Source organism: Streptomyces clavifer, from assembly GCF_036345975.1.
Lineage (GTDB): Bacteria > Actinomycetota > Actinomycetes > Streptomycetales > Streptomycetaceae > Streptomyces > Streptomyces clavifer.
The window spans coordinates 4,843,345-4,863,400 of record NZ_CP107793.1 but is presented as its reverse complement, the minus strand read 5'-3'; the positions used below and the strand labels follow the sequence as shown (position 1 = coordinate 4,863,400).

The 20,056-nt window shown below is 72.1% G+C and carries 13 protein-coding genes and 1 pseudogene; 6 read left to right on the top strand and 8 right to left on the bottom strand.

The features are described 5' to 3' along the window. Positions 1–179: 179 nt before the first annotated feature. Entirely contained in the window at positions 180–2,564 is a 2,385-nt protein-coding gene (locus OG927_RS21410) for an ABC transporter family substrate-binding protein (protein WP_330320638.1), read from the bottom strand. Between the two features lie 343 nt (positions 2,565–2,907). Between OG927_RS21410 and OG927_RS21405 the strand changes: the two are divergent. From OG927_RS21405 to OG927_RS21395, 3 genes and pseudogenes are all read left to right on the top strand, one after another. Further along, a pseudogene (locus OG927_RS21405) lies at positions 2,908–3,113 on the top strand (glucoamylase family protein); the annotation flags it as partial. An 84-nt stretch (positions 3,114–3,197) separates the two neighbouring features. After that, positions 3,198–5,321, top strand: a complete 2,124-nt coding sequence (locus OG927_RS21400) for a TPM domain-containing protein (protein WP_330321341.1) — start codon at positions 3,198–3,200, stop codon at positions 5,319–5,321. A 164-nt stretch (positions 5,322–5,485) separates the two neighbouring features. Beyond that, positions 5,486–6,199: a PspA/IM30 family protein gene (locus tag OG927_RS21395; RefSeq protein ID WP_056793891.1), complete on the top strand. Its 714-nt coding sequence runs from the start codon at positions 5,486–5,488 to the stop codon at positions 6,197–6,199. Between the two features lie 200 nt (positions 6,200–6,399). Here the strand turns inward: OG927_RS21395 and OG927_RS21390 are convergent, their stop codons facing one another. The 5 genes from OG927_RS21390 to OG927_RS21370 all read right to left on the bottom strand — a co-directional run bounded on the left by OG927_RS21390 (position 6,400) and on the right by OG927_RS21370 (position 12,142). Then, the gene (locus OG927_RS21390) at positions 6,400–8,982 is read right to left on the bottom strand and encodes a SpoIIE family protein phosphatase (RefSeq protein ID WP_330321340.1); all 2,583 of its coding nucleotides are present in this window, start codon (positions 8,980–8,982) and stop codon (positions 6,400–6,402) included. A 191-nt stretch (positions 8,983–9,173) separates the two neighbouring features. Beyond that, positions 9,174–9,611, bottom strand: a complete 438-nt coding sequence (locus OG927_RS21385; RefSeq protein WP_056793888.1) for an ATP-binding protein — start codon at positions 9,609–9,611, stop codon at positions 9,174–9,176. A gap of 121 nt (positions 9,612–9,732) precedes the next feature. Further along, entirely contained in the window at positions 9,733–10,134 is a 402-nt protein-coding gene (locus tag OG927_RS21380) for an NUDIX hydrolase (RefSeq protein WP_330320637.1), read from the bottom strand. Between the two features lie 666 nt (positions 10,135–10,800). Next, positions 10,801–10,983: an SPOR domain-containing protein gene (locus OG927_RS21375; protein ID WP_056793882.1), complete on the bottom strand. Its 183-nt coding sequence runs from the start codon at positions 10,981–10,983 to the stop codon at positions 10,801–10,803. A 406-nt stretch (positions 10,984–11,389) separates the two neighbouring features. Further along, positions 11,390–12,142: a GntR family transcriptional regulator gene (locus tag OG927_RS21370; protein WP_056793880.1), complete on the bottom strand. Its 753-nt coding sequence runs from the start codon at positions 12,140–12,142 to the stop codon at positions 11,390–11,392. Positions 12,143–12,377: 235 nt separating this feature from the next. Between OG927_RS21370 and OG927_RS21365 the strand changes: the two genes are divergently transcribed. Beyond that, complete coding sequence (locus tag OG927_RS21365; RefSeq protein ID WP_330320636.1) at positions 12,378–13,760, top strand: glycoside hydrolase family 18 protein; 1,383 nt, start codon at positions 12,378–12,380, stop codon at positions 13,758–13,760. 136 nt (positions 13,761–13,896) lie between these two features. Here the strand turns inward: OG927_RS21365 and OG927_RS21360 are convergent, their stop codons facing one another. After that, positions 13,897–15,483, bottom strand: a complete 1,587-nt coding sequence (locus OG927_RS21360) for a S8 family peptidase (RefSeq protein ID WP_124281262.1) — start codon at positions 15,481–15,483, stop codon at positions 13,897–13,899. Between the two features lie 235 nt (positions 15,484–15,718). Between OG927_RS21360 and OG927_RS21355 the strand changes: the two genes are divergently transcribed. Then, positions 15,719–16,837 (top strand): threonine synthase, encoded by a 1,119-nt coding sequence (locus OG927_RS21355; protein WP_408058079.1) that lies wholly within the window; start codon positions 15,719–15,721, stop codon positions 16,835–16,837. Between the two features lie 10 nt (positions 16,838–16,847). Here OG927_RS21355 and OG927_RS21350 read toward each other — a convergent pair whose 3' ends face one another. Further along, positions 16,848–17,330, bottom strand: a complete 483-nt coding sequence (locus OG927_RS21350; protein ID WP_056793874.1) for a cupin domain-containing protein — start codon at positions 17,328–17,330, stop codon at positions 16,848–16,850. A gap of 129 nt (positions 17,331–17,459) precedes the next feature. Here OG927_RS21350 and OG927_RS21345 point away from each other — a divergent pair, with 129 nt between their 5' ends. After that, positions 17,460–20,015: a discoidin domain-containing protein gene (locus OG927_RS21345; RefSeq protein ID WP_330321338.1), complete on the top strand. Its 2,556-nt coding sequence runs from the start codon at positions 17,460–17,462 to the stop codon at positions 20,013–20,015. The last annotated feature ends 41 nt before the right edge of the window (positions 20,016–20,056 follow it).

Here is a 20,056-nt window from a genome sequence, read left to right as displayed (position 1 = left end):
ACTGTTCAGCCGAAATTCAGCAGGTATTACGCCATCGTCCGGCGGCCGGAAGACCCGGCGGTGGGGGTGTGGGGTGGGGGGAGCAGCCCGGGTCGGGGCAGGAACGAGCCTGCCCGCCGGGGGTACCGGCGGGCAAGGGAATTGAGCTGATCCTGAGCTTTGCCTGTACTCCTGACCTGCTACTTCTTGGGATCCGCGGGGGAACCCGCCGCCTGGCCTCCGGTGAATCCGATGTCCTCGTAGCGGGGTGCGGCGAAGCCGAAGGCACCGACGTTGGCGAGCTTCTTGTCGACGGCGACCAACTGTGGCCTCTGATACAGCGGAATCGATCCGGCGGCGGCCCAGATCCGGGCGTCGGCCTGCTTCAGCAGGTCCCTGGAGGCGTTCGCGTCGAGCTCGGAGACGGCACGGTCGAAGAGCTGGTCGATGTGGTCGGAACCGACCCGTGTGTAGTTCTGCTCGACGAGCAGCGACCCGTCGGTGGCGGGCTCCGGCTTGGCGAAGATCGGACGGCCGTCGGTCGCCGGATAGGCGGTGGCGGGCCAGGAGTACAGCGCCAGGTCGTAGTCGCCGGAGGCGACGTGGTCCTTGAAGTAGCTGTCGTCGGCGACCTTGGTGATCACCGTGCCCACCCCGATCGCATCCAGCATCTCGACGATCTTGTCACCGACGCTGCGCAGCGACTGCGACCCGGGCCCCGACGGCAGGACGAAGCGCAGGGTGAGCGGCTTGCCGTCCTTGCCGAGGCGGCCCTTGAGCGAGGCGGGCGCCGGGGCCGCGGTGCCCGCGGGGGCGTAGGCGCCGGCGGCACCACCGGGCTGCTTGTCCTGGGCGGCGACCCTGGCGTCGCCGTCGCCCGCGCGGGGGGCGAGGCGGTCGCCCGGCTTCTCGTCGCCGACGATGTACAGCCCCTCCTCGCGGGACGCCTTGTCGTCCTTGTCGGCCTTGTCGTCCTTATCGGACTTCTCCTCCTTGGATGCCTTCTCCTCCTTCTCCTTCGCCGTCTGCTCCTTCTGCTTGCCCTCGGGCGTCCCGTCCGCCTTCTCGGCCCCGGCCCCACCCTCCGCGTCCGCCTTCGTCTCCGTGTCGGACTTCTTCGTCTCCGCGTCGGTCTTCTTCTCGGCGTCGGTCTTCTTCTTGCCGGCGTCTGTGTGGTCGGCTTCGCTGCCCGCCTTGGTGTCCTTCGGCTTCTGGACGGCCCCGTCGAGGGTCCAGCCCGCGTCGGCCAGGAGTGCCTGCGCCTCCTCGGTGTCCTGCTCGCCCAGCGCACCGCTGCCGTCCTTGTACGCGGGCTGACCGGCCAGTGCCAGGTGGCTGCCCGGCGGTTTCGCGGGCAGACCCAGCGGCTTGAGCACGGCGTCGGCGAGCTCCTGGCGGTTCAGGGCGCGGGCGATCGCGCGGCGGACGCGGTCGTCGGAGAGGGGCCCGGACCCGCCGTTCATCGCGAGCTGCGTGTAGGCGGGTTCCAGGGACTTGCGTACGGCGAAGCCCTTCAGCGACTTCTGCTCGGCCGCGTACGCCGCGACGGCCTCCCTCGTCTTCGCGCGGGTGGCCTGTGCGGTCTCGGCCGCCTCCTCGTCCGACCCGTGGGCCAGCGCCCAGGAGCGCAGTGCGGCGGCGGGGGTGATATCGGCCCCGGGACCGTGGGCGGGTGGCTGTCCGTTGCCGCTCCGGTAGCGGGCCGCGCGTGCGATGCGGTTCGCCGTGGCCGGGTCGATGTCGGCGACGTGCACCGTGCCCCCGGTGAGCGCCTCGGCGCGGTCCTCGGGCTTCACGGCCCGGAAGACGAGCGATTCGAGTTTGGCCTCCTCACCCCACCAGCGCGGGTTCCGGTCGAGCGTGACCGTCCCCTTGTCCTTGCTCACACCGCGCAGCCGAAACGGTCCCGCGGTGTTCTTGAGCGTGGCCCTCGCCCCGTCGTTGAAGGTGCCGGGGGTGCCGGTGACCTCCTTCGGGTAGAGCGGTGAGAAGAGCGCGCGCCAGTCCGCGTACGGCTTGGAGAAGGTGACCCTGACCTGCAGGTCGTCCTTTCCGCGTTCGATCTTCTCGATCCGCTCGTAGCCCGCGTTGCGAGCGGTCCAGAACGCGGAGTCCTTGCCGCTGAGCGCGCGCCACTGGGCGACGAAGTCGGGGGCCCCGATCTCGCGGCCGTCGCTCCACACCGCCTGCTGGTTGAGCTTGTAGAGGACGATCTGCTTCGGCTCCTGCTCGATGACCTTCGCCGACTCCAGGTAGTCGGGATTGAGCCGCGGCTCCCCCTTCGCGTCCATCGGGAAGAGCGAGGGCAGCAGGGCGCCGGCGATGCGCGTGGTCGCGCTGTCGGCGTCCGCCTGGAACGTGTTGAGGGTGGCGGGCACCGCGTCGATCGCCCAGGTGAGTGTCGACCCCTCGGTGACTCCGTCCCGGGAGGTCGCGGCGATGTCCTGCGGGACGGCCACCGCGACGGGGCCCCCGCCGCCCGAACTGCACCCCGCCAGCACCGGGATCGTGAGCACACCCGTCGCCAGGAGCGTGACCGAGCGGCGCTTTCGGGCTGTCCCGCGCGGGACTCCGACGTGGGCCATGGCTGATACCTCCGGGGCCGGCCCGGACCACCCCGTACCGGAATGGACCGGAATATGCTTATTGGTGGCATTTGCAGTTGATCACACTGGTTCGCTGATCCACTGAACGCACCTCCCCGCGCGAGAGCGCGCAGGCGCGGCCGCCGGGGCCGCCGATGTCACCCGTGCGGCCCCTGTCCCTGCGCCCCCGGCGGCGCCCGGCAGGGGCCGCTCGACGAGCCCAGCGGCTCGACGGGTGCCGCGGTCGTGCCGGTCCCGCCGGGCCCTCGGGATGTCGTCCCGGGGCTGTCGCGGTGGGCGCGCGCTTCGGCGGCCGGGCCCCCGGACACGGCTCCCCGCCCGCGGCGCATACCACGAGGGCTTCGGCTTCCGTGACTCCGTCAACGTCGGCACCGGGCGGGTCAGTGACTGCATGCTCGCGCTCCACCAGGGCATGATCACCGCGGCTTTGGCGCAGACGATCCGGCCGGGGTTGCTGCAGCGGCCGTTCCGGGTGGCTTCAGGTCGCGGGTGCGTCCGCTGCTCGCGAAGGAACGCTTCGGCATCTGACCACCACAGCACGGCGTCCTTGGCCGCCCGCTCCCGCACTCCGGGTCGCGGGCGGCAAGGGGCGGACATAACCTCCCCCATGTGATGCCCCTTGCGCGCCGCACCCGGGATTCCCGGCCGTCGACAACCGGCAGGGCACTCCTCGCCGCACTGACCGTGCTGTGCTGGGTCGCCCTTCCGGCGGAGCCGGACGCACGGGCCGAGGACCCCGTCGCCCTGTCCCGGGACGGGCAGATCACCGACAAGGTGGGGGCGCTGGGAGACCGCGAACCGCAGGTCGACGCCGCGCTCGACCGCTTGTTCGAAGAGCGTCGGGTCCAGCTGTTCGTGGCGTACGTACGCGATTTCTCCGGCCGCGCCGCGCAGACCTGGACCGACGAGACCGCGAACCGCAACGGTCTCGGGCAGGAGGACGTGCTGCTGGCCGTCGCCACGCAGGACCGGCAGTACGCCTACTCGGCCGACCGGGGCTCGCGACTCACCGACGGACAGCTCCAGGACGTGGCGAACACGGCGATCGAGCCGGCCCTCAGGGAGAACGACTGGGCGGGCGCCGCGATCGGCGCCGCCGACGGCTACACGGCGGTGCTGGGCGGCGATCCCGTACCGGCACCCGCGATCACGCCGGGCCCCGCCGACCCGGGGACGGGCAGTGACTCCGGCAGTGGCGGCGCCGGCAACCTCATCGTGCCCCTGGCGGTCCTCGCCGCGGCGGGCGCCGTCGCGGCCTTCGCGTACACCCGCCGCAAGCGGCGTGCGGCGACCCGTACGACCCCTGCGGCGGGCGGCTGGGGCGGCAGCGGCGAGGGAGCGGAGCCGCCCGTTCCACTGCCCGAGCTCGATGCCAGGTCCGAGGCGGACCTGGTGGACACGGACGACGCCGTGCGCACCAGCGAGGAGGAGCTCGGCTTCGCCACCGCCCAGTTCGGCGAGGAGGCCGCGGCACCGTTCGCCGAGGCCGTCGAGTACGCCAGGGCGGAGCTGACGGCCGCGTTCCGGCTGCGGCAACAGCTCGACGACGCCTTCCCGGAGGACGACACGACGAAGCGCAGCATGCTCGACGAGATCGTCCGGCGCTGCGCGGACGCCAACGAGCGGCTGGACGGGGTGTCCGAGGACTTCGACCGGCTGCGCGCCCTCGAACGTACGGCCCCCGAGGCCGTGGCCACCGCCGAGACCACGTTCCGCGATCTCACCTCCCGCGTCTCCACGGCGCAGGCCACCCTCGCCGGTCTGCGGAGCAGGTACGCGGAGTCGGCCGCCGCGGCCGTGGCCGGCGACGTCGACCAGGCCGAGGACCGGCTGGTCTTCGCGGCCACCGGTCTCACCAAGGCACGGCAGGCCGTGGACAGCGGCGACAACGCCGAGGCCGCGGTGTACGTGCGCGCGGTCGAGGGGGCGGTCGGCCAGGCGTCCACCCTCGTCGACGCCGTGGACCGGCGGGCCATGGAACTGGCCGAGGCGGCCGGGAAGCTGCCGGGCGCTCTCACGGAGACGGAGACGGACCTGGCCGATGCCGGGGGGCTGCTCGAAGGTACGGCGGAGGGCGTGCCGACCGCCGACCTGCGGGGCCGGATCGCGCGGGCCGAGTCGGTGCTCCGCGATGTGAGCAGTGCTCTGCGGGCCGGTCCGTACGACCCCGTCGACGCGCTGCGCAGGGTGGAGGAAGCCGACGCGGCACTGGACGAGGCCCTTGCCGGGGCCCGCGAACAGGAGCACGGCAACCGGCGGGCGCAGTCGCTCCTCGGTCAGTCGATGCTCACCGCGCGCTCGGCGATCGGAGCTGCCTCGGACTTCATCACGACCCACCGCGGCGCGGTCGGCGGCGGGGCCCGTACCCGGCTGGCGGAGGCCCGGCGCCGCTGGGAGCAGGCCCGGGAGCTGGCAGACGCGAACGATCCCCAGGGCGCCCTGGCCGAGGCACAGCAGGCGGACGCGCTGGCCGCGCAGGCGCGGAGCCTGGCCGAACAGGACGTGCGGGAGTACCTCGACCGGCAGGGCCCCGGCGGGCCGCAGGGAGGGGGCGGCGGGATGGGAGGCGCCGTTCTGGGCGGCATCATCCTCGGCGGGCTCTTCGGCGGGGGCGGCCGGGTCGGCGGAATGGGGGGCGGCTTCGGCGGCGGGCCGGGCGGCGGCGGATTCGGCGGACCGGGCAGCTTCGGCGGCGGGGGCACCCGTGGCCGAAGGGGTGGCGGCGGCCGTTTCTGACTCACCCCACCACGGGAAGCACCTTCCGACCGCCGCCCGCCACCTTCCGCCCGCTGCCCACCGCGACCCTTCGTCCCGTACCCACGGCCCGTGCCCAGCGTCCGTCCCATCCCCCCGCAGAACGCCCCGCGTCGCATGTCGCATGTCGCACAAGGAGAGGTGCCATGACCAAGCAGACCGTCCTCGGCCGCGTCACTCAGCTGGCGCGTGCCAACATCAACGCCCTGCTCGACCAGGCCGAGGACCCGCAGAAGATGCTGGACCAGCTGATCCGCGAGTACACCGGCAACATCGCGGAGGCCGAGCAGGCGGTGGCCGCCACCATCGGCAACCTCAGGCTGATGGAGCAGGACCACCGCGAGGACGTCGACGCGGCCCGGGAATGGGGCCAGAAGGCCCTGGCGGCCAGCAGGAAGGCGGATGCGCTGCGCGCGGAGGGGTCGTCGACGGACGCCGACACGTTCGACAACCTCGCCAAGGTGGCGCTGGGCCGGCAGCTGCAGTCGGAGCAGGAGGCGAAGACGGCCGAACCGACCATCGCCTCGCAGACGGTGGTGGTCGACAAGCTGAAGGCCGGCCTGGAGCAGATGAAGGCCAAGCTGACGCAGCTCACGTCCAAGCGCGACGAGCTCGTCGCACGCGCGAAGTCGGCACAGGCGCAGAACCGGATGATGGACGCCGTCAAGAGCATCGACGTCATGGACCCGACCAGTGAGCTCGGCCGCTTCGAGGACAAGGTGCGGCGCGAGGAGGCGCGGGCGGTGGGCAAGCAGGAACTGGCCGCATCGTCCCTGGACGCACAGTTCGAACAGCTGGACAGCCTCGGGGACAGCGCGGAGATCGAGGCGCGGCTCTCCGCCCTGAAATCAGGCACCTGACACGGCCGCGCACCCGCCCGTCGGCGATACGGCCGCGCACCCACCGGCACCGGCACCTCCGCCCGGCAGGTGCGGCCGTCCCGGCCGCGGCGCCCATCGGGTTCGAGTACACCCGACCCGGGGCCCGACCCCGCCCCGGACCGACCCGGGGCCCGCCCGGACCGACCCCGACGGGTCCCGGCCCCGGAGCATCCACCGAGTCAGTACATGCTCAGCAGCTCTTCGACCGAGAGCTCGGGGGCAGGCTCGCCGTCGGGCAGTGCCAGCTCGAACCACACCGTCTTGCCGCGCGGCGTGCGCCGCGACCCCCAGGCGGCGCTCAGCAGCCCGACCAGTTGCAGGCCGCGCCCGCCCTCGTCGGTGTCACGCGCGCGTCGCCGCCGCGGCTGGACGAGTCCGGCGTCCCACACCTCGCACACGAGCGTGCGGTCGCGCAGCAGTCTGAGCCTGATCTCCCCCTCGCCGTAGCGCAGGGCGTTGGTGACGAGTTCACTGACGAGGAGTTCGGTGGTGTCCACCAGGTCGTCCAGACCCCAGGCGGTGAGCTGGACCCGGGCCAGCTCACGGGCACGGCCGACGGACCGTAGCTCGCGGGGCAGCCGCCAGTCGCCCACCGCGTCCACCGGGAGTCCCTGGATACGGGCCATGAGCAGGGCGATGTCGTCCTCGCCGTGACGCGTGTCGAGGGTGGCGAGCACGTGGTCGCAGACGTCCTCCAGCGGCTCGGCGAGGGTGGCGAGGGCCTGCCGGAAGGCTTCGAGGCCCTCGTCGAGCGGGTGGTCGCGGGATTCGACGAGCCCGTCGGTGTACAGGGCCAGGAGGGCGCCCTCCTTGAGCTCCACCTCGACCTCCTCGAAGGGCTCGCCGCCGACACCGAGCGGCATGCCCGGCGGTACGTCGAGCAGCAGCGCGGCTTCGCCCGGCTCGACCACCACGGGAGGGAGGTGACCGGCGTTGGCGAAGGTGCAGCGCCGGGTGACGGGGTCGTACACCGCGTAGACGCAGGTCGCCAGATAGACCTCCGAGAGGTCTGCCTCGCGTGACTTGTGGGCGGCCCGCGAGGGCCACTGCGCGCCACCGCCCCCGCCGAATCCGGCACTCCGCTCGCCGCCGCCGGGGGTGCCGAGCCCGCGGGCGACCTCGTCGAGGGCGGAGAGCACCTCGGCGGGTTCGAGGTCCAGGAGGGCCAGCGTGCGTACCGCGGTGCGCAGTTCGCCCATGGCGACGGCGGCCCGCAGTCCGCGGCCCATGACGTCGCCGACGACCAGGGCCGTGCGGTGCCCGGGGAGCTCGATCACGTCGAACCAGTCCCCGCCGACCTCGGTGGCCGTGTTGCCGGGAAGGTAGCGGCAGGCGATGTCGAGGCCCGCCGCCTCGGGGTCGCCCGGCGGCAGGAGGCTGCGCTGCAGTATCAGCGCGCGCTCGTGCTCCCGGCGGTAGAGGCGGGCGTTGTCGATACAGACGGCGGCGCGGGCGGCGAGTTCGGTGGCCAGGGCCCGGTCGCGCTCGCCGAAGGGCTCACTGCCCTTCGTGCGCGAGAACTGGACGAGGCCGACGACGATGTCGTGCGCGACCATCGGTACGGCGAGGGTGGAGTGGACGAGGCCTCGTTCGTCGCCGGGTACGTCCTCGACACGGCTGGTGCGCAGGGCGACGGCACCGGGCGAGTGGAACGGATAGCGGTGCACCGAGCCGAGCGCGGGCGGACCCGTGTCCCCCTCGGTACCCGTGCCGCCGCCCGGTCCCGCGCCGCGCCGGACGCTCGGCACGGCGTCGGACACGGCACTGGCCTGGGCGACCCGACGCAGCTCCGCGGAGCCGCTGCCGGACTCCTGGTGGTGCCGGCCCCAACTGCCGGGCGAGGCCTCCTCGCCGGTGAGGAGCCCCTGGTACAGGTCGACGGAGGCGAGGTCGCAGAAACCGGGCACGGCGACGTCGAGCAGTTCGCGGGCGGTGGTCTCCAGGTCCAGGGAGTTGCCGATGCGGGCACTGGCCTCGTTGAGCAGGGCGAGGTTGCGCCGGGCACTGGCCGCCTCCCGGGCGGCGATGTGCCGTTGGGTGACGTCGGTGGCCAGTCCGGCGATGCCGACGGGCCGCCCGGAGCCGCTGTGCACCCGGTAGAGGTTCATCGACCAGTGGCGCCGGTCGCTGGAGCCGGGCGTCGTACCGACGAGTTGGAGGTCGGTGACGGCTTCGCCCGTCTCCAGGACGCGCTTGAGCGTGAGGGTGAGCCGGTCGGCCTCCGGGCGGGCCAGATAGTCGCCCACCGTGCGGCCGCGGTGGTCCTCGGCCGCACCGCCGAAGACGGTGGCGAACCGCTGGTTGGCGCGCACGACGGCGAAGTCCGTACCGAAGAGCACGAAGCCGAAAGGAGATTGGCCGAATATCGCCTGCGAAGCCGCCAGGTCGGTTTCGATGCGCCGCAGGGCCCGGACGTCGACGACGATGCAGAGAGCGGCCCGTTCACCGCTCGCCGTCTCACTCGGCATGACGTAGATCTCGGCAAGGCCCCGAAGGCCGTTCTCGCCCGGTATGCGGAACGGGACGAGGCCCGTCCACTCCTTGCCGTCGAGGATCTCACCGACCCTCCGACGGGCACCGGAGCGCAGCTCGTCGGGCATGAAGGCCTCGACCGGATCCTTGCCCACCACCTCGTGGGAGGCCATGCCGAAGAGACCGGCGGCCCGCCGGCTCCACTGCTCGATCAGCCCGTCGGCCCCGATCGAGAAGGAGGCGACCCTGATGTGGTCATAGATCGAGCCAGGCGGGCTGCTCTGCCACACGACGTCGCCCGCTGTCCCAGGTATTTCGCTCACGCGACCGTCCCCTCCAGCTCACGCACCGGACCGGTCCTGCCCGCAGTATTCAGCACTACGGGCCATACAGGCACGGCGTTCACGATCACAGCACGGTCTCAGTCCCTTTCAGCCAGGTTCTGCCCGACTTCTGTGATCGCTTTGCTTCTCTCCCACTCCTAACCAGGGAGAGCGAGCTCGAACCACACCGTCTTGCCGCTTTTTCCGCGCCGAGTCCCCCAGCGGCGTGCGGAACAAGCCACGAGCTGCAGTCCCCGCCCGCCCTCGTCCTCGGGTCCGGCAGTGCGTTCGGTGGGCGGATCCGGAAGCGGATCGGAGACTTCTACGAGCAACCCCTGCCCGCCCTGCCCCTTGTCGGCCCCGGCACCCCCGGGGTCCTGCCACACCAGCCGGACGCCGATGGGACCGGACGCGTAGCAGAGCGAATTGGTCACGAGTTCACTGACGAGCAGTACGGCGACGTCGCCCGTGGCCCCATCGAGGCCCCAGCTGTGCAGTGCGTCACGGACCGCGTGCCGGGCGCTGCGCACGGAGCCCGGCACCGCCGGGAATCTCCACTCGGCACAGTCGCCTTCGGTATCGGTCACGCCGATCACTTCCCAGGGCCGACAGCGGGGTCTCAGCCCCCGTCCCGAGGGGCTAATCAGCACATACCCGATATTTGGGGCAGCTATCGCGTGACGTCCCGGGTGGGCGTACGGGTGGTGGAGACCCGGCTCAGCGCAGCTCGCCCGACGCCCGGAGATCGTCGAAGAGCAACTGGTCGACGGGAGGGACGAGAGGGCGGTCCGCGAAGGAGAACCAGGTCATCTCGTCGATCTCACCACTGACGGTCAGCGTGCCGCTGTAGTCGCCGTAGTAGCAGCTCATGCGCACCACCACACCGTCCGGATGGCCGTGCGCCTGCGCCTCGTAGGTGCCCGCATGGCTGACGCTCGACGGGACGATGGCCACGGTCAGCTCCTCCTCGACCTCGCGCAGCAGCGTCTGCAGATCGGACTCACCCGCCTCCCGCTTACCCCCGGGGATGTAGAAGACGCCCTTCCCTCTCGGTCGCGCGCAGAGAATCCTCCCGTTCTCCACCCGGACCCAGGCCACCGTGTCGATCAGCACCGTCATCGTTCCGTCCTCATCCGTCGGCGTTCGCCGCACGGGACCATGGTGGCGCACGGCTCGGCCGCCGGTTCCCCGGGTGCCGGAGCGTCTCCGGAGCGGATCAATCCCACCGGGAAGCCGACGGTGCGGCGCGGATCGGGACCGGGAGAGTCGCCTGACGGCCCGTCCACTCCTGCTCGGCCTCCCCGGGAGTGCACTCCGGGACCCAACCGGACGAGCCGGCCAGTGATGCGGGGCGCCTGCTCGAGGCGCCGACGCGGTCTCCCGTCCGGGCGGGGCAGCCCTTCGCCCGCGTACCTCTCGACCGGCGGGAGGGGTCAGCCGCCACCACTGCGCCATGCCACGGATCACTCCGCCGGGAGAGGGCCCGGACGGCATCGAAGGCGCACCCGATGGCACCGCGCGGCGACGGCGTGGCCGACGCGCCGTCGGACAGGGCGCGGAAAAGGACTGCCGGCGATCAGCACGTGCGCGGAGAGGGCAGGCGTGGCAGCCCGGACGACGGGCGGTAGCCGTGACCGTCCACGGTGACGGACAAGCCCCGCCCCCGCCCCGCCCCTCCGGAAAGCCCCGCCCCCGCCCCGCCCCTCCGGAAAGCCCCCCGGGAGCCCGCCGTGTCCCGCACAGAGGACCACGGACGGGCAGTCGGCGCCCCGGGGCCCGCAGACGTCAGGGGCGCGCGCTCTGGCCCGCGCGCTCCACCCAGTAGAGCTGCTCGTGGCCGTGGCGGTGCAGGCCGTCCGCGATCTTCTGCGCCTCGTCCTGCGTCGCATAGCGGCCGACGCGGTACCTGTTGCCGTTGTCGTCCTGCCTGATCACCAGCCAGGGGAGCACGGCACCGCTGTCGGTCATCGTGTTCCTCCCCGGCATGTCGCCCCTCCCCCTACTGCCGTGCACGTCTCTAAGGATCCCCAGGAAACCGCGGTGCGCATATGCCCGAGCGTACGCCTGACCTTTACTCAGCGGATGCGTGTTTGCACAAAGAGATACGCATCCGGCCAAACCAAAGGGGGCGCATCCTGCCGGATGCGCCCCCGAACACCGAGATCCGGGGCGGCTGCGGGCACCGCCCGCCTCAGCCGCCCTCGTCCACACACTCCTCGCCCTCGGCGCCCTCCGGCACCCCTACCCAGGCACGACGCGTCGCCCGACACACGACAGCCCTGCCGGACCGGTGCCCCGACGGCGCACCGGCTCCCTCACCGAAGGCCGCCGGGCCGCCCTCCGCAGCGGTGGCCGCGGCCACGGCGAACGCCCCTCATCTGACCGGCAGATGGTAGGCGATGCGGTAGCGGTCGGCGGGGACGACCACATCGGCCGTCTCCACGGCCCGCCCCGACGCGTAGTAGGTCCGCCCGATCACGATCACCACATGGCCGGGCACACCCCCGAGCGCCAGGAGCTCCTCCGCGAGCCCCGGGCGGGCGCCGACCTCCTCCGCCACGTTGTCCACGACGACGTCGATGGCGGCCATCCGGTCGACCACCCCGCAGCCGCCCAACGGGCCCTCCTCGGGCAGCATCACCGGCGTGCGCCCCGTGACGGCCAGGGGCTCCCACGACGTGGAGATCATCATCGGCTCGCCCCCCTCCCGGAAGAGGTACCTCGTACGCATCACGCGGTCGCCCGGCTCGATGCCGAGGCGCTCGGCGACCTCCGGGCCCGCATCCTCCTGCTCGCTGCGGGACTCCCAGGTTCCGCGCGCTCCGTCCGCCGTCTGCTCCTGGCGGAACGGACTCGCTCCCGCGCCCGGCCGGTAGCCGGAACGGGCGATCCGGCGCGGAACCGGCCGCTCCCTCACGTACGTGCCCGAGCCGGACCGCCCCTCGACGAGACCTTCGGCCATCAGCACCTTGCGCGCCTCCAGCGCGACGGTGTCCGAGACCCCGTACTCCTCGCGGATGCGTGCCTGCGACGGCAGACGGGTGTGGGGCGGCAGCGCGCCGTTGACGATCTTCTCCCTGAGATCGCTCGCCACGCGCAGATAGGCGGGCTGCTCACCGAAAGGCACAGGCCACTCCCAACAGGTTGACAGACAGCAACAGCGTGGCAACCGTGGGTTGATTCCCGCAAGCACGGGCCAAAGTTTCACCCGAAGTGATGATTCCGCGCCGACCAGCGCATACCTCGTGCGGGCGCCGTCAAACCCTTGACCGCTTTTGGTCCAGACCAATACCTTCCTGTGCACAGCACAGCACGGCTCCAGCTGTCCCTCCAGCCACGGAACACGCACAGGAACGAGCCCCATGCGCCGAAGAAGCCTGTCCAGACTGACCATTGCGGCCTGCGCCTTCACGCTGCTGGCCGGCATCGCCCCCGCCGCCACGGCGGACGGGGCCGGCCGCGGCGCCGCCCCGGGTGACCGCGGACACCACGACCGCGCGTACAAGACCGTCGGCTACTTCACCCAGTGGGGCGTCTACGGACGCGACTTCCAGGTCAAGGACCTGGAGACGAGCGGGACCGCGGCCCGGCTCACCCACATCAACTACGCCTTCGGCAACGTCAGCGCCGAAGGCAGGTGCTTCACCGGCAACGTGCCCGGCGAGGCCGACGCCTGGGCGGACTACGCCCGCCCACTGGACGCCGCCGGATCGGTGGACGGAGTCGCCGACACCGACACCCAGCCCCTCGCGGGCAACTTCAACCAGCTGCGCGAGCTCAAGGCCGCGCACCCCGGCCTCAAGGTGATGATCTCCCTCGGCGGCTGGAGCTGGTCCACCCACTTCTCGGACGCCGCCCGCACGGCCGCCTCCCGCAAGGCGCTCGTCTCGTCCTGCATCGACCTGTACATCAAGGGAAACCTGCCGCAGGACGGCGCGCGCGGGGGCGCCGGCGCCGCGGCCGGACTCTTCGACGGCATCGACCTCGACTGGGAGTGGCCCGGCTCCGCCGGCGACACGGACACCGTCCACCGTCCCGAGGACAGGCGGAACTTCACCGCCCTCGTGCACGAGTTCCGCACCCAGCTCGACGCCCACGCGAAGAAGCAGCAGACGAAGGCGCAGCAGGGGAAGGGGAAAGGGAAGGCGAAGCACTACGAGCTCTCCGCCTTCGTCCCCACCGCCCCCGAGAAGATCGACGCGGGCTTCGACGTCCCCCGCATCATGAAGGACTTCGACTTCGTCAACCTCCAGGGCTACGACTTCCACGTCTCCGGCGAGAAGACGACCGCCCAGCAGTCCGCGCTGTTCGCCAAGGGCGACTTCAGCGTCGACCAGACCGTCCGCGACTGGATCAGGCGCGGAGCACCGGCCCGCAAGCTGGTGGTGGGGATGCCGTTCTACGGCCAGGGCTGGACGGGGGTCACCGGTGGCGGTGACGGTCTCGGACAACCGGCCACGGCCCCGGCACCTGCCACCTACGCGGCCGGCTACGAGGACTACAAGGCTCTCAAGAAGCTGGCCGACTCCGGGCAGTACACGGTGCACCGGGACACCCGCAACGGCCACGCCTGGCTGTTCGACGGCACGACCCTGTGGACGTACGACGATCCCCAGGTGCTGCGCACCAAGACCTCGTACATCCGGGACCGCGGTCTCGGCGGGGCGATGTTCTGGTCGCTGGACGGCGACACGGACGACGGCGAGCTGATGGCCGCCGTCGACCGCGGGCTGGGCCGGCGCTAGGGGGACGCACGCCCCGGCCCGCCGTCTGCCGCGGGCCGGCCACGGCGCCGGGAGCACACCTCGGGGACGGGATCGCGGGGCGGCTGCCGTCGGCAGCCGCCCCGCTCGCGTTCACCGGCTCATGGAGCGGTGCGCGTCAGAACTGCAGGGCCCAGGAGTTGATCCTCCCGGTGTCGGCCGCGTAGTTGTCGCTGACCCGGAGCTTCCAGACGCCGTTGGCGACCTCCGACGAGGCGTTCACCGTGTAGGTGGTGATCACGTTGTCGGTGCTGCCGCCGGTCCCGTAGGCCTTGAGGTTGTAGACCGAACCGTCGGGTGCGACCAGGTCGATCTTCAGGTCACCGGAGTAGGTGTGGGTGATGTTGACGGGGACACTGAGCGCGGACGGCGCGTTGCCGCTGACACCGGAGACGGTGACCGGCGACTCGACCGTGGCGTTGTCGGCGATCGCGTAGGCGGTGGTGTTCTCGAACCTGGCCCCGGTGGGCGGCGGCGTGGTGCCGCCGGTGCCGACGTTCAGCAGCTTGTTGGGTGAGCCGGTGCCCGGGTTCGTCACCACACCGCTCGTGGCGGCGGCGACGAGCCCGGCGGAGACCTGTGCCGGCGTCTTGCCGGGGTTGTCGGCGAGGTACAGGGCGGCCGCGCCGGCGACGTGCGGGCTCGCCATCGACGTGCCGGAGATGGTGTTGGTGGCGCTGTCGCCGGTGTTCCAGGCCGAGGTGATCGAGGAACCCGGGGCGAAGATGTCCACGACACTGCCGTAGTTCGAGAAGCTCGAACGGGCGTCGGTGCTGGTCGTGGAGCCGACCGTGATCGCGTCGGCGACGCGTGCGGGCGACTTGGTCGAGGCGTTGGTCGACTCGTTGCCCGCCGCGACGGCGAAGGTGATCCCCGAGTTGACGGCGCTCTGCACGGCGGCGTCCAGGACGGAGTCCGCACCGCCGCCAAGGCTCATGTTGGCGACGGCCGGCTTGACGGCGTTGGCCGTCACCCAGTCGATGCCCGCGACGACCTGTGCGGTCGTGCCGGAGCCGCTGTTGTTGAGGACCCGGACGCCTACGATCTTCGCCTTCTTGGCCACGCCGTACGCGGTTCCGGCGACGGTGCCCGCCACGTGGGTGCCGTGGCCGTTGCCGTCCTGCGCGACGTTGTCGTTGTCGATCGCGTCGTAGCCGTTCGATGCCCGCCCGCCGAAGTCGCTGTGGCTGATGCGCACACCGGTGTCGATGACGTATGCGGTGACGCCCTCGCCCGCCTTGTCGGGGTAGGTGTAGCTCTGGTTCAGCGGGAGCGCCGTCTGGTCGATCCGGTCCAGGCCCCAGGAGGGCGGTGACGGCTGGGTGCCGGAGATGGTGAACGTCCGGTTCTGCACGACGGACTCGACGGCCGGGTCCGCGGCGAACTTCTTCGCCTGGGCGGCGGAGAGCTCGACGGCGTATCCGTTGACGGCCGCGCGGTACGTCTTCCTGATCTTCGCGCCGTACTCCGCGGCGAGCGCCCTGCCTTCGGCCGAGTCCGCTTCGGCGGCGGACTCGTCGAGCGTGACGATGTAGCTGCCGCTGATGACGCCCGGGGCGCCGGCGTTCTCGATCACGCCTTCCGGTGCGCTGCCCGACGCCAGGGCCGGAAAGGCCGCTGCGGTCGAGAGGGCCAGGGCGGCGCCCGTCATGACGCTCGTCGCGGTCAGTCTTCGCGCGTAGCGGTTCCTCTTCTGTACTGCCATGTGAGGGGTCCTCCTCGGTTGCGGTGCGCTGGTGGGGAATGCATGGGGGTGCATGTCCTGCATCGCTGTGCATGGGGGCGCAAGGGGTGGAAAGGCATGCTCATGACAATCCGGACGTGGGGGTTCCGCGCTCCACGAGGGTTCATGTGAGCGGCATGCCCTGCTGCCAGCGAAAGATTGGCGGATCCATAGGAATCGCACAAGAGTGTCTTCTCCGCCGCAATGCACGGGTCACATGCCTGACATGCTGGCGGGCGTGGCCACCTACCTCTGCCCGCAGGACGGGACCCGCGCCCGGACGGACACGCCGACCTGGTGCTGTCCGGTCTGCGGTGGACCGTGGGACCTGGACGCCGGCGTTCTGTCGTCGGCGCCCCTCAACTCGCTCACCGGTCGCGTCAATTCACTCTGGCGTTACGAAGAGGCACTCCCGCTCGCCGATCCGGCCGTCTCCCTCGGTGAAGGACGGACCCCTCTGGTCCCCCTCACCGCGAGCGTCTCGGCCAAGCTCGACTTCCTGATGCCCACGCTCTCCTTCAAGGACCGGGGCGCGGTGATGCTGGCCGAACTGGCCCGCCGCCTCGCCCCGGAGCGGGTGGTCGCGGACAGCAGCGGCAACGCGGGGACGGCCCTCGCAGCGTACTGCGCCCGCGCGGGACTGCCGTGCACGGTCTACGTGCCCGAGGGAACGTCACCGAAGAAGACCGAGCAGATCCGGGCCCACGGCGCCCGGCTGGAGATCGTCCCGGGCGACCGCGAGGCGACGGCCCGGGCCGCCCGGGCGGCGGCCGGCTCCCCGGGCACGTTCTACGCCTCGCACGTCCACAACCCGTACTTCCTGCACGGCACCAAGACCTACGTGTACGAGATGTGGGAGGACCTGGGCGGCACGCTGCCGGACGCGATCGCCGTACCCGTGGGCAACGGCACCCTGCTGCTCGGCGCCGCCCTCGCCACTTCGGAGCTCCTCGCCCAGGGCCTGATCGACCGCCGCCCGGCCCTGATCGCCGTGCAGGCCGAGGCCGTGTCACCGCTCGCGACGGCCTTCCGGGCCGGCTCGGACGGGCTGCTCGACGCCCCGGACACCGCGTCGTCCACCCTCGCCGAGGGCATCGCCATCCCCCGCCCGCCGCGCGCCCGGCAGATCCTGGCGGCCGTCAGGGAGTCGGGCGGCACCTTCCTCACCGTGTCCGAGGACCGGATCCGTGCGGCGCAACTGGACCTGGCGGCCCGCGGCTTCTTCGTGGAGACGACCGGAGTCGTCTGCTGGGCGGCCGTGGGCGACTGGACCGACCGCAGCGTCGTCGTGCCCCTGTGCGGGGCGGGTCTCAAGACGGGTCTCGCCCCACCGTGACCGGCCGCTCTCAGTCCGTCCAGTACGTGTCGTGCCTGAGGAAGAACTCCGCCCGCTCCTCCTCCGGCCAGTCGGCGACCTGCGCCACCTTCTCGAAGTACTCCTCGCGCGGCGCGCCGGGGGTGAACAGCAGCAGCATGGAGGCGGGTGCGTCGGCGTCGTTGCGGAAGGCGTGCAGCCCGCCCTGCGGCACCTGGAGGAAGTCGCCCTCGGTCGCGTCCACCCAGAGCTCCCCGTTGAAGATCCGCACCGTCCCGCCGAGGATGAAGAAGGACTCCGAGATCGTCCGGTGGAAGTGCGTCGCGGGGCCGCCGGCCCTGGGCGCCATGTCGATCCGGTACAGGCCGAACTCGCCGTGCGTCTGCTCCGTCGTCGCCAGGTAGTGCGTGGAGCCGCCGCCGCGCGTCAGCAGATTCGGCGCGGTCTCCGCGGGCCGGTACCGCGCACTGATCTCGCCCCGGCCGTCCCTGTACGTCGCTTCCGGATACGACATCCCACTCTCCCAGTCCTGGTCCCTGCACCGGTCCGCGCGCCGTAACCGCACCGGCGCCGTCGTCTTCCCTACCTTCGTACGGTGAGCCCCAAGCGCTTCCCCCTCCTCGCGTCCCTGGCCGCCTGCGCAATGATCGCGCCCCTGCCGCCGCTCTCGTACGCCGCCGCGCCGCCGCCGTCCGCCCCTGTCTGCGGACAGCCGAGGACACCCGGCGCCCCCTCCCCCGACGCCTCCTGGGCGCCGACGTCCACCGTCTTCGGTGAGGCCGAGGGATACGACCCCTATGTCGGGAACGGCTACCTGGGGCACCGGGTGCCCGCCACGGGTGCCGGATACGCGGCGACGGGCGGGAAGACCGGCTGGCCCCTCTACACCCCGCGCTACGACGGCGCCTTCGTCGCGGGGCTCTACGCCCGCGACAAGGACCTCGCCGCGGGCCGGGAGGTGATCGCCGCGCTGCCGAGCTGGACCACCCTCGACGTACGCGTCGGCTCGGAGACGTACGGCACCTCCACCCCGGCGGGACGCGTCTCGCGCTACCGCCAGACCCTGTTCCTGCGCTGCGGCGTCGTGGTCACCTCCCTGCGCTGGACCACCGCCGACGGCCGTGCGACCGACCTCACCTACGAGGTGCTGGCCGACCGCTCCGACGTGCACGCCGGGGCCGTGCGCCTGCGGATGACCCCGCACTGGAGCGGCACGGCGACCGTGACGGGCCGACTGGACGAGCGCGGGGCGCGCCGGGTCACGGTCGCCGGGGACGGGACGTTCCGCACGCTCGGTACGGGCACCGAGGGGGCGATCGTCCAGACGGGCTCCGGCAAGGGCATCCACCCCACCCGCGTCGAGGCGGGCCGCTCGTACACCTTCGAGAAGTACGTGGGCGTCGACACCGCGCTCACCTCCCACACCCCGCTCGCCTCGGCGCGCGACGCCTCGCGGCGCGCCGCCCGGCGCGGCTGGACCGGGGTCCTCGCCGACAACGCGGCGGCCTGGCGGACGGCCTGGGCGTCCGACATCGCCGTGCCGGGCAGTCCGGACCTGCAGGCCTGGCTGCGGGCCGCGCAGTACGGGCTGCTCGCGAACACCCGGCCCGGATCCTCGGACAGCATCGCCCCGGCCGGGCTGACCAGCGACAACTACGCGGGCATGGTGTTCTGGGACGCCGAGACCTGGATGTTCCCCGGGCTGCTCGCCACCCGCCCCGAGCTGGCCCGCTCGGTCGTCGAATACCGCTACCGCACCCGGGGCGCCGCCCGCGCGAACGCCGAGCAGCTCGGCCACGAGGGCCTGTTCTACCCGTGGACGAGCGCGAGCAGAGGCCGGCTCGACTCCGAGTGCCAGAGCTGGGACCCGCCGCACTGCCTCACCCAGAACCACCTCCAGGGCGATGTCGCGCTCGCCGTCTGGCAGTACTACCTCGCCACCGGTGACCGCGCCTGGCTCGCCGGCCGGGGCTGGCCGCTCCTGAAGGGCATCGCGGACTTCTGGCAGTCCCGGGCCACCGCCAACAGCGACGGCAGCTACTCGGTGGAGAACGTCGCGGGCCCCGACGAGTACAGCAACGGCGTCACCGACGGCGTCTTCACCAACGCGGTCGCCGCCACCGCGCTGCGCAACGCCACCCGCGCAGCCGAGCTCCTCGGACATCCCGCACCCGCCGGGTGGACCCGCGTGGCCGACGGGCTCCGGATCCCGTACGACGCCGAGCGGAAGCTGTTCCTCCAGTACGCCGGGTACAACGGCTCGACGATCAAACAGGCCGACACCGTCCTGCTCGTCCACCCGCTGGAATGGCCCATGGAGAACGGCGCCGCCGCCGCGACGCTCGACTACTACGCGGCGCGCACCGATCCGGACGGTCCCGCGATGACGGATTCGGTGCACGCGATCGACGCTGCGGCGATCGGGGAACCCGGCTGCGCCACGTACACCTACCTCCAGCGCGCCGTACGCCCGTTCGTCCGCGGGCCGTACAGCCTGTTCTCCGAGGCACGCGGCGAGAAGTCCGGGGCGTCGGACCCGCTCTCCGGCTTTCCGGCCGAGGACTTCGTCACCGGCAAGGGCGGCTTCCTCCAGGTGTTCACCCACGGTCTGACCGGGCTCCGGCTGCGCGAGGACGGGGTGCGGCTGGACCCGCTCCTGCCGCCGCAGCTCCGCGAGGGCGTGGAGCTCACCGGACTCCGCTTCCGCGGTCGCACGTACGACATCTCCATCGGCGCCCGGAGCACCACGGTCCGGCTCACGGACGGCGCCCCCTTCACGGTCCACACCCCCGCCGGCCCCCGTCTGCTCTCCACCACCCTCACGCTCCCCACCCGGCGGCCCGACCTCACGCCGACGTCCGACGCCGCGCGCTGCCGCGCGGCGACGGCCACCTCGGAGTCCCCCGGCCTGTACGCCGAGGCGGCGGTGGACGGCAGTCCGTCGACGGCCTGGTCCCCGGACGGTGCGACGGGCACGCTGACGGTGGACCTGCGCGGGGTGCGCCGGATCTCCTCCCTCACCCCGCGCTGGACCGACGTCGCTCCGGCCTCCCACGCCCTGGAGACCTCGCTGAACGGTCGGACCTGGCAGCCCTTCCGGACCGGCCACGCGGCCAGGAAGGTACGGGTGACGGTGACCTCCCCGGACCCCGAGAAGCCGACGGGCGTGACCGAGCTGACCGTCGGAACACAGGAATAGGAGCCGGTCCGGGAACTCCCGGGCCCTCGCGGACGACTACT

Coding starts and splice junctions, on each gene's coding strand:
- OG927_RS21380 (WP_330320637.1), bottom strand. CDS start 10,134: ATGACGGTGCTGATCGACACGGTGGCCTGGGTCCGGGTGGAGAACGGG.
- OG927_RS21350 (WP_056793874.1), bottom strand. CDS start 17,330: ATGTCGTATCCGGAAGCGACGTACAGGGACGGCCGGGGCGAGATCAGT.
- OG927_RS21355 (WP_408058079.1), top strand. CDS start 15,719: ATGCCTGACATGCTGGCGGGCGTGGCCACCTACCTCTGCCCGCAGGAC.
- OG927_RS21375 (WP_056793882.1), bottom strand. CDS start 10,983: ATGACCGACAGCGGTGCCGTGCTCCCCTGGCTGGTGATCAGGCAGGAC.
- OG927_RS21400 (WP_330321341.1), top strand. CDS start 3,198: ATGCCCCTTGCGCGCCGCACCCGGGATTCCCGGCCGTCGACAACCGGC.
- OG927_RS21365 (WP_330320636.1), top strand. CDS start 12,378: ATGCGCCGAAGAAGCCTGTCCAGACTGACCATTGCGGCCTGCGCCTTC.
- OG927_RS21345 (WP_330321338.1), top strand. CDS start 17,460: ATGATCGCGCCCCTGCCGCCGCTCTCGTACGCCGCCGCGCCGCCGCCG.
- OG927_RS21360 (WP_124281262.1), bottom strand. CDS start 15,483: ATGGCAGTACAGAAGAGGAACCGCTACGCGCGAAGACTGACCGCGACG.
- OG927_RS21410 (WP_330320638.1), bottom strand. CDS start 2,564: ATGGCCCACGTCGGAGTCCCGCGCGGGACAGCCCGAAAGCGCCGCTCG.
- OG927_RS21395 (WP_056793891.1), top strand. CDS start 5,486: ATGACCAAGCAGACCGTCCTCGGCCGCGTCACTCAGCTGGCGCGTGCC.